This window comes from Kineosporia sp. R_H_3 (assembly GCF_002198675.1).
Classification (GTDB): Bacteria; Actinomycetota; Actinomycetes; order Actinomycetales; family Kineosporiaceae; genus R-H-3.
In genome coordinates, this window is sequence record NZ_MWLL01000214.1 from 25,258 (window position 1) to 34,298 (window position 9,041).

Here is a 9,041-nt window from a genome sequence, read left to right on the forward strand (position 1 = left end):
CGGGGACGCCGAGGGCGCCTCCGGCCGGGCAACGGGTGCGTGCGTGGGGCCGTCGGTCACTGGACCCACAGCTGGCTGACCAGCATGTAGAACTGCTTGCTGAACTGGTAGTTGCCGACCCGCTTGCCGAGGAAGTCGATCTTCTTCGGAGTGATGAGCGGGGCCTGCGGCGAGTCGGTCATGACGGCCTTGTCGACCTGCGCCCAGATCTCGTCGGCCGCCTTCTGGTCGGTGACGCCGAGCGCGAGTGCCTTGTCCATCTGCGCCTGGACGTCCTTGTTGCAGTAGCCCGCGATGTTGATGGAGGAGTCCGACTCCGGCACGAACGACGCGCAGCCGAGGAGCACGTTGAGGAAGTCCGAGGCCGCCGGGTAGTCCTGGTACCACTGCGACAGGCTGATCTGGACCTTGTTCTTCGTGTTCTGGATGTAGGTGAACTGGATGTTCCCCGAGATCGGCTTGGCGGTCGCCTTGTAGCCGATCTGGGTCAGCGTGCTCGCGACGTTCTCGCCGATCGCCTTGTTCACCTCGTCGTCCTGGACGATGACCTGGACCTCCTGGCCCGCCGTCCCGGACTCCTGGACGAGCTGCTTCGCCTTCTCCAGGTCGGGCGCGGTCCACGTGGCGCCGGCCGGCTTGGAGTACTGGCAGTCGTCGACGTGCCCCGGGAAGCCCGGCGGCAGGATCGTGCAGACCGGTGCGGCGAGGTTCGATCCGCCGAAGAGCTTGACGATCGCCGCGCGGTCGACCGCGTAGTTGACGGCCTGGCGCGCCTTGAGGTTGTCGAACGGCGGGATGTTGACGTTCATCGGCAGGTACCAGTAGGCGGTCAGCGCGTTGACGTGCGCCTGGTCGGCGTAGGTGGTGCCGATCTCGCCGAGCCGGTCGGCCGGGATGTCGTCGAAGACCCAGTCCGCCTGCCCGTTCTGGACGGCGGTGACGGCGGCCTCGACGGTCTGGCCGAACTGCATGGTGATCTGGTCCGGGTAGCCCTCCGGCTGCGCGGCGCGGTTCCACTCGGTGAAGTTCGGGTTCCGCTTGAGGACGAGCGCCTTGTTCGGGTCGTACGACTCGAACATGTAGGCGCCGGTGCCGGCGATCGGCTTGGTGCCGGCGTCCTCGGCGGGGGCGTCCTTCGGCAGCACGGACGCGTGCGGGACGGCGAGCTTGTAGAGGATCTCGGCGTCCGGCGCCTTGAGGTTGATCGTCACCGTGCCGGCCGCGGCGTCCCCGACGACACCGCCCTCGAGGGTGCAGGTCTTCGGTGTCTTGATGCACGCGTCGGCGCCGACGATGCCGCTGTAGAAGGAGCCGGCCGTCGGGCTGCTCACCTTGTAGAGTCGCTGGAAGGAGGCGACGACGTCGTCGACGGTCACCTCCTTGCCGTCGGAGAACTTGATCCCCTTGCGGAGCGTGAAGACGTACGTCTTCCCGTCGTTCGTCGGCGTCGGGATCGACTCGGCGAGGTCCGGGACGACGGTGAAGGACGCCTCGCCGTCCGCCTTCGTGAAGGCGACGAGCCCGTCGTACGTGGCCTGGTAGAGCTGCCAGTACTGCAGGGTGTAGTTCACCTGCGGGTCGAGGGTGCCGCCGGCGGCCTTGGCGAGGGCGAGGAACGTGCCGCCCTTGTGCGCGGGGTCGAACGGGCGGACCGTGCCAGCGCTCGCGGCGGAGGTGCCGCTGCCGGTACCGGTGCCGGAGGCGGTGGGGGTCGACGACCCACCGCTGCAGGCCGCGAGGAGCGCGACGGCGGCCACCGATCCGGCGAGGGCTGCTGACTGACGGGACAGGCGCATGGGTGCTCCAGGAGGCTTGGCGCGATGGGGGCGACAGCGCTGTCGTAGCGTCGCGGCACGGCTGCCCCCGGCACAAGGACTCCTGGGAAGAGATACCTGGTCGTAACGTCATCCGACGACTTCACGCCCTCACGGGCGGCCGGGCCGGGGAACGAGCCCGGAGCCATCGGGAGCAATGCGACGTCCGACGTCACGTCAGGCAAGCATGGACAACCTGTCACCGGACCTCGCTAGGCTCCGGAGCTCACATGATCCTTCGGGGAGGACTGATGTCTGCGGGCCAGGAAGGGCGCGTGTCCAGAACGGGGCACGTGTCGCACGTCGGACGGCGCACGGGCGCCGCACGGCGGGTACTCAGGACGGCGGTCGCAGCACTGGCCGTCAGCACGGTCACGGCGACCCTCGCCGTGGCACCGGCACGGGCCGCCGACGAGGCGAAGCCGACGCCCACCGAGCTCAACGCGCGGGTCTACCCGGGCGTCCAGCTGATCCAGGTCGACTTCGAGGCGCAGCTGACGGTGCCCGAGCCGGTGCTCGACCAGAAGGCCTTCAACCGGCTCCTCGACCGGCTGACGCGGCAGATCCTCACCGGCACCGTCGACTACACGGAGAAGGCCCTTCTCCAGGCGATGGTCGACGAGATCGAGAAGGCGCCGCTCACGTACCTCAAGCCGACGAAGGCGCTGAGCCGCGCGGACGGCAAGCTCACCGGTGTCGGCACCGGCTGGGTCGTCACGCCGGACGGCTACGTCGTGACGGCCGCCCACGTCGTCTCCCCCGACGCCGCCGAGCTGCGCGCGGAGTTCGCCGCCACCGGCCTCGACGAGTTCAACACCCGCGCCGCGCGGACCTCGCGGCGAGCAACCAGACCAACGAGGTGAAGTTCACGGCGAGCGAGATCCGGCAGCTCACGAAGGCCGTCGCGGTCTTCAACGCCAAGTACCTCAAGGTCGGCAAGATCACCAAGAGCGTCTCCGCGGAGATCGGTGTCGCCGTCGCGGGCTTCGGCAAGGGCCGCAAGGGCAAGCCCGCCGAGGTCGTCAGCGTCGGCAAGCCGTACCCGGGCAAGGACGTCGCGATCCTCAAGCTCGAGGGCGAGTCGAACTTCCCGACGCTGCCGCTCGGGCAGAACACCGACGTCCAGCAGGGCGAGTCGCTCTACGTGGCGGGCTACCCGGCGGCCTCGACGTTCCTCAGCGGGCTGTCGAAGGACTCCGAGGTCCAGCCCACGGTGACGACCGGCCCGCTGACGGCGATCAAGAGCGCCGAGTCCGGGATGCCGGTCTTCCAGACCCAGGCGCCGGCGAGCCCGGGCAACTCCGGCGGCCCGGTGCTCGACGACCAGGGCCACGTCGTCGGCGTGCTCGTCGCCTCGGCGGTCGACAGCAAGGGCGTCGCACTGGAGAACCAGGAGTTCGTCATCCCGGTCTCCGTCGTCCGTGAGGCCCTGCAGCAGAAGAACATCACGCCCAAGGAGAGCCAGTCGACGGCGACGTACGACGAGGCGCTCGACGAGTTCTACGACAAGCACTACAAGAACGCCATGCCGCTCTTCCAGCGGGTCAAGAACCTGTACGGCGGCCACCCCTACGTCGACCAGTACATCGCCGACAGCCAGACGGCGATCGACCAGGGCAAGGACGAGACCCCGAAGCCCGTCTGGATCTGGGTGCTCCTCGCGGGCGTCGTGCTGGCCGTCGTCCTCGGCATCGTCCTGCTCCTGCTGCTCCTGCGCCGCCGCGGGCGCAAGAAGGCGGCGGCCCCGGCCGCCGTCCCGCAGTACCAGTTCGCCGGGGCCGGCGGGTACCCCGCACCGGACCAGCAGGGCTACCCCCAGCAGCCCGGGTACCCGCAGCAGGGCTACCCGCAGCAGGGGTACCCCCAGCAGCCCGGCTACCCGGGGGCGCCGCAGCAGCCGGGCGGCTACCCGCAGCAGGGCTACGGCCAGCCCGGCTACCCGCAGCAGGGGTACCCGCAGCAGGGCTACCCGCAGGCGCAGCCGGGCTACCCGGCACCGCAGGGCGCCCCGCAGGCCGCACCGCAGGGCGCGCCGGTGCCGCCGCCGCAGGACGGCAGCACGCCGCCCGGGCAGTGGGCTCCCCCGGTGGTCCCGCACGCGGCACCACCGGCGCCGGCGGAGCCGCAGCCTCCTGCGCCGCCGGCCTGGCAGACCGCGCCGCCGCCCACGGACGACGACGCGATGCCCCCGCCCCCGCCGCCGCAGCAGCCGTAGGTCGGCACCGCAGGTCGTCGTCCGACACGTGGTCGGACGGCGACCTGCGGCATGTCCAGGCCCTACGCTCCGACCGTGAATTCGTCCCATGACCGGGCGCGTTCGTGGGTCGGAGTCGGGTACGTCCTGCTCGCCGCGACGCTGTTCTCGGTCAACGGCACCGTGAGCAAGCTCGTCATGGCCGCCGGGCTCTCGTCGCTGCGGCTCGTCGAGATCCGCTGCCTCGGCGCGGCACTGCTCTTCGCGGTCATCGCCTCCTGGCGGCGCCCCGGGTCACTGCGGATCGGACGGCGCGAGCTCGGCTTCGTCTGCGTCTACGGCGTCGTCGGGCTCGCCCTCGTGCAGTGGCTGTACCTCGTGGCGATGACCCGGATGCCGGTGAGCATCAGCCTGCTCATCGAGTTCACGGCTCCCCTGCTCATCGCGCTGTGGGTGCGCTACGTCCGCAAGGAGCCGGTCCGCGGCCGGATCTGGGTGGCGCTGGTGCTGACCCTCGCCGGGCTCGCCCTCGTCGCCCAGGTGTGGGCCGGGCTGACGCTCGACGCCGTCGGCGTCGTCGCCGCGAGCCTCGCGGCGGTGGCACTGGCGGCGTACTACCTGCTCGGGGAGCGCGGCCTCGCCCGGCGCGACCCCTGGTCGCTCGCGGCCTGGAGCTTCGCCGCGGCGGCCGTCTTCTGGGCCCTGCTCCAGCCGTGGTGGACCTACCCCTTCGCCCAGCTCGGCGTCGATGTCGGGCTACGGGGCAACGGCACCGGCCCCCTCGTGCCGACGTGGATGCTCGTCGGCTGGGTCGTCGTCCTCGGCACCCTCGCGCCGTTCGCCCTCGTGCTCACCGCCCTGACCCGGATCGGCGCCACCCGGGTCGGTCTCGTCGGGACCGCCGAGCCGCCGCTCGCCGGCCTCGTCGCCTGGGCCGCGATCGGCGAGACCCTGACCACCGTCCAGATCGTCGGCGGTGCCGTCGTCCTCGCCGGGATCGTGCTCGCGGAGTCGGCGCGGGCGCCGCAGCCGACGCAGGCGCTGCCTGCGGAGGGGCTGGCGGCCTGACCGGTGCACGACCGCCCGGGCCATCCGCGGATGCTCGGTCGAGGGCACGGCCCGACACTGCGCATATGGTGCAGATCGGATACACGCTCATGTGCGAGCAGGCCGGACCCCGCGAGCTCGTCCGCTTCGCCGCGGAGGCCGAGGAGGCGGGCTTCCCCTTCGCCGTCATGAGCGACCACTACTTCCCGTGGCTCGACAGCCAGGGCCACTCCCCGTACGCGTGGAGCGTCCTCGGTGCGGTCGCCCAGGCCACGCAACGGCTCGAGCTCATGACGTACGTGACCTGCCCGACGGTCCGGTACCACCCGGCGGTCGTCGCGCAGAAGGCCGCGACGGTCGGGCTGCTCTCCGACGGGCGGTTCACGCTCGGGCTCGGCGCGGGCGAGAACCTCAACGAGCACGTCGTCGGCGGCGGCTGGCCGCCGGTCAACGTCCGGCACGACATGCTCGGCGAGGCGCTCGACATCATCGACGCGCTGTTCGACGGCGGCTACGTCACGTACCAGGGCAAGCACTTCCACGTGGACTCCGCGAAGCTCTGGGACCTCCCCGAGCACCGCGTGCCGATCGGCGTCGCAGTCTCCGGCCCGCAGTCGGTCCGCGCCTTCGCCCCGAAGGCCGACGTCATGATCTCGACCGAGCCCGACCCCGAGCTCGGCCCGCAGTGGGACGCCGAGTCGCGCGGCTCCGGGACCGCCCGCAAGGTCGGCCAGCTGCCGGTCTCCTGGGACGCGGACGCGGACGCCGCCGTGGCCCGCGCCCACGACCAGTTCCGCTGGTTCGCCGGCGGCTGGAAGGTCAACGCCGAGCTCCCCGGGACGGCGGCGTTCGCCGGCGCCTCGCAGTTCGTCCGCCCCGAGGACGTCGCGCAGCAGATCCCGTGCGGCGACGACGTCGAGAAGATCGTCGAGGGCGTCCGCCCGTTCGTCGAGGCCGGTTACACGGACGTCGCGCTCGTCCAGATCGGCGGCGACGCCCAGGGCCCGTTCCTCGAGGCCGCGACCAAGGAGATCCTCCCGGCGCTGGCGGAGGCCTTCGGCTGACAGACCAGGTGCGCGTCATCAGCTCGCGCGTCACCGTCCTCTGGCGGGTCAACGACCCCAAACGCGCGCCTTGGGGTGCGGAATCCGCCAGAGGACGTGCTGGCGGCGGCGTCCGGACGCGCCCCTCACCCGTGGGACCATGGAGTACGTGACTGCGACACCCACGGACGCCCGACCGACTGACGCCCCCGCGCTCCTCGACGCCCCGCTCGGCCCGCTCGACGGCCGGTACCGGGCGGCGGTCGCGCCGCTGGCGGAGCACCTGTCCGAGGCGGCGCTCAACCGGGAGCGGGTCCGGGTCGAGGTCGAGTGGCTGATCCACCTCACGCAGACGGGTGCGGTCCCGGGGCTGCGCCGGCTCACGGACGACGAGACGGCGCGGCTGCGCGCCGTCGTCGCGACGTTCGACGCGTCGTCCGTCGCCGAGATCGCGGCCACCGAGCGCGTCACGCTGCACGACGTCAAGGCCGTCGAGTACTTCGTCAAGAAGCGGATGGAGGGGACGTCTCTCGCCGACCTCGGCGAGATCGTCCACCTGTTCTGCACGAGCGAGGACGTCAACAACCTCGCGTACGCGCTCATGGTCAAGGGGGCCGTCGAGCAGGTCTGGCTGCCCGCGGCGTCCGCCCTCGTCGACGACGTCGCGGCGATGGCCCGCGAGCACGCCGGCGCCGCGATGCTCGCCCGCACCCACGGCCAGCCGGCGACGCCGACGACGCTGGGCAAGGAGCTCGCCGTCCTCGCGCACCGGCTGCGCCGCCAGCTGCGCCGCATCGGGCGGGCCGAGTACCTCGGCAAGATCAACGGCGCGACGGGCACCTTCTCCGCGCACGTCGCCGGCGCCCCCGCGACCGACTGGCCGCAGGTCTCGAGGACCTTCGTCGAGCAGCTCGGCCTCACGTGGAACCCGCTGACGACGCAGATCGAGTCGCACGACTGGCAGGCCGAGCTCTACGCCGACGTCGCGCGGTTCAACCGGATCCTGCACAACCTCGCGACCGACGTCTGGACGTACATCTCGCTCGGCTACTTCGCCCAGGTGCGCGGCCAGGGCACCGTCGGCTCCAGCACGATGCCGCACAAGGTCAACCCGATCCGCTTCGAGAACGCCGAGGCGAACCTCGAGGTGAGCAACGCCCTGCTCGACGTCCTCGCCTCGACCCTCGTCACGTCGCGGATGCAGCGCGACCTCACCGACTCCTCGATGCAGCGCAACGTCGGGACGGCGTTCGGCCACTCGCTGCTCGCGATCGACAACGCCCGCAAGGGCCTGGCCGGCCTCGACGTCGACGCCGCGGCCCTCGCGCGCGACCTCGACGCGACGTGGGAGGTGCTCGGCGAGGCGGTGCAGTCCGTCATGCGCGTGCACGGCCTCGACCAGCCCTACGAGCGGCTCAAGGAGCTCACCCGGGGTCGCCGGGTCGACGCCGCCGCGATGCGCGAGTTCGTGCTCGGGCTCGGCCTGCCGGACGACGTCCAGCAGCGCCTGCTCGACCTCACCCCGGGCACGTACACCGGGATCGCAGCCGATCTCGTGACCTACCTCGACCGCTGACCTGCGCCGCCGGGCCTCATGTGACGAGCGGCTCACCCTCGGTGCCAACCCCGCGCTGACCTGCGGCGACGCGGTCAGGGTAGGGACCTCGTACCCCCGTTCGGAGCAGCCGGCGCACCTAGCGTCGAGGCGACGGACCGGGCTGCGCGGGAGGCCTGGCCGAGGCCGAGGGCAGCACCTCGAGGAGGCCGCCATGGAAGACCGGGAGATCCTGGACTGCATCCAGGGACTCGTCGCCGAGGAGCGCAAGCTCCGTGCCCTGCGGGACAGCGGGGAGGTCAGCGAGGAGGTCGAGGTCAAGCGCCTCGCTCAGCTCGAGACGAACCTCGACCAGATGTGGGACACCCTGCGGCGACGCCGGGCGATGCGGGCGGCCGGGCTCGACCCGGACACCGTCGAGCAGCGCCCGTCGCTCCAGGTGGAGGCCTACGTCCAGTAGCTCCGCGCGTGCTCAGCCGACGGTGAAGGACACCCGTGGCCCGTTGTGCCACGTGCCGTCGGCGAGCATGTAGGCGACGTTCGCCAGGTAGGTGCCGGGTGCGTAGCTGCGCCGGCCCTGGAAGTACTTGTCGACGGACACCGTCGTGTTGTCGTGGTGGAACGCCACGTCGAGCGGGTTGCCGTCCGCGTCCACCTGGCTGTCGCCGGCGCCGCGGACGGCGATCTGCAGCTCCCGGAAGTGGACCTTGCGCGTGACCTCGACCCGCCCGTTGAGCGTCACCGTGCCGTCGGCGCCCACCGCGACCCGGGGTTCGTCGGTCCAGACCCCGTCGGCGTCGAACGGCCTGATCGTGAAGCCGTTCGTCGGGCCGTCGACCATCGGGCCGCCGGGCACCACGTAACGGACGAGGGCGTAGTAGCGGCCCGGTTTCTGGATCGTCTTGGTCCCGGCGAGCGTGACGGACGACGTGACGCGCGCGCCGTCCCTGCTCTCGACGGCACCCACGCTGTTGCCGGCCGAGTCCTTGACGATGAGCCGCAGCATCGTGAACGTCGCCGGTGCGTCCACCCGGACGGTGACCATGACGTCGACGGTCCGCCCGGCACGGGACAGGGTCGGCTCGGGGGCCGAGACCGCGATCTTCTTCTTCGAGCCCGTCGTGCCGGTGGCGGTCGAGCGCTTCGAGGCGGAACGCGACGGGCCCGAGGAGGCGCCGGACGACGGGCCGGACGACGGGAGCGGCGTGCCGGACGGCGCCGACGCCGGGGTGGTCACCGGTGCGGCACCGCTCGCCGTGACGCCGACCGGTGATGCGCTCGGCGCCCCGACGACGACGTCCCCGCCGGGCCGCCCGAGCAGCACGCCGACGACGACCGCGAGGACGGCGACGGCAGCGGCCGCGGACACCCAGGCCACGAGCCCACGC

General features: G+C 71.8%; 7 protein-coding genes and 1 pseudogene. 6 read left to right on the forward strand and 2 right to left on the reverse strand.

Annotated features, from left to right (window positions below):
- Window positions 1-56 precede the first annotated feature (56 nt).
- Window positions 57-1,796: an ABC transporter substrate-binding protein gene (locus ECOMGDLI_RS27035; protein WP_088319942.1), complete on the reverse strand. Its 1,740-nt coding sequence runs from the start codon at window positions 1,794-1,796 to the stop codon at window positions 57-59.
- A gap of 293 nt (window positions 1,797-2,089) precedes the next feature.
- Here ECOMGDLI_RS27035 and ECOMGDLI_RS34915 point away from each other — a divergent pair, with 293 nt between their 5' ends.
- From ECOMGDLI_RS34915 to ECOMGDLI_RS27060, 6 genes are all read left to right on the forward strand, one after another.
- Complete coding sequence (locus tag ECOMGDLI_RS34915) at window positions 2,090-2,677, forward strand: hypothetical protein (RefSeq protein ID WP_158221172.1); 588 nt, start codon at window positions 2,090-2,092, stop codon at window positions 2,675-2,677.
- A complete protein-coding gene (locus tag ECOMGDLI_RS27040) occupies window positions 2,674-4,029 on the forward strand; it encodes a serine protease (protein WP_158221173.1) in 1,356 nt (451 codons plus the stop codon). The genes ECOMGDLI_RS34915 and ECOMGDLI_RS27040 overlap by 4 nt, the downstream gene beginning before the upstream one ends.
- Window positions 4,030-4,104: 75 nt before the next feature.
- Window positions 4,105-5,076, forward strand: coding sequence for a DMT family transporter (locus ECOMGDLI_RS27045; protein ID WP_198955216.1), 972 nt, complete (start codon window positions 4,105-4,107; stop codon window positions 5,074-5,076).
- A gap of 68 nt (window positions 5,077-5,144) precedes the next feature.
- Complete coding sequence (locus tag ECOMGDLI_RS27050) at window positions 5,145-6,119, forward strand: TIGR03557 family F420-dependent LLM class oxidoreductase (protein ID WP_088319948.1); 975 nt, start codon at window positions 5,145-5,147, stop codon at window positions 6,117-6,119.
- A 139-nt stretch (window positions 6,120-6,258) separates the two neighbouring features.
- The gene (gene purB, locus ECOMGDLI_RS27055; RefSeq protein WP_088319945.1) at window positions 6,259-7,674 is read left to right on the forward strand and encodes an adenylosuccinate lyase; all 1,416 of its coding nucleotides are present in this window, start codon (window positions 6,259-6,261) and stop codon (window positions 7,672-7,674) included.
- Between the two features lie 193 nt (window positions 7,675-7,867).
- Window positions 7,868-8,113, forward strand: a complete 246-nt coding sequence (locus ECOMGDLI_RS27060) for a DUF2630 family protein (RefSeq protein ID WP_088289927.1) — start codon at window positions 7,868-7,870, stop codon at window positions 8,111-8,113.
- Window positions 8,114-8,125: 12 nt separating this feature from the next.
- Here the strand turns inward: ECOMGDLI_RS27060 and ECOMGDLI_RS34920 are convergent.
- A pseudogene (locus ECOMGDLI_RS34920) lies at window positions 8,126-9,041 on the reverse strand (hypothetical protein); the annotation flags it as partial.

Excerpts from the sequence above, each read along its gene's own strand:
- purB (WP_088319945.1), top strand. The coding sequence starts at position 6,259 with ATGGAGTACGTGACTGCGACACCCACGGACGCCCGACCGACTGACGCC.
- ECOMGDLI_RS27060 (WP_088289927.1), top strand. The coding sequence starts at position 7,868 with ATGGAAGACCGGGAGATCCTGGACTGCATCCAGGGACTCGTCGCCGAG.
- ECOMGDLI_RS27035 (WP_088319942.1), bottom strand. The coding sequence starts at position 1,796 with ATGCGCCTGTCCCGTCAGTCAGCAGCCCTCGCCGGATCGGTGGCCGCC.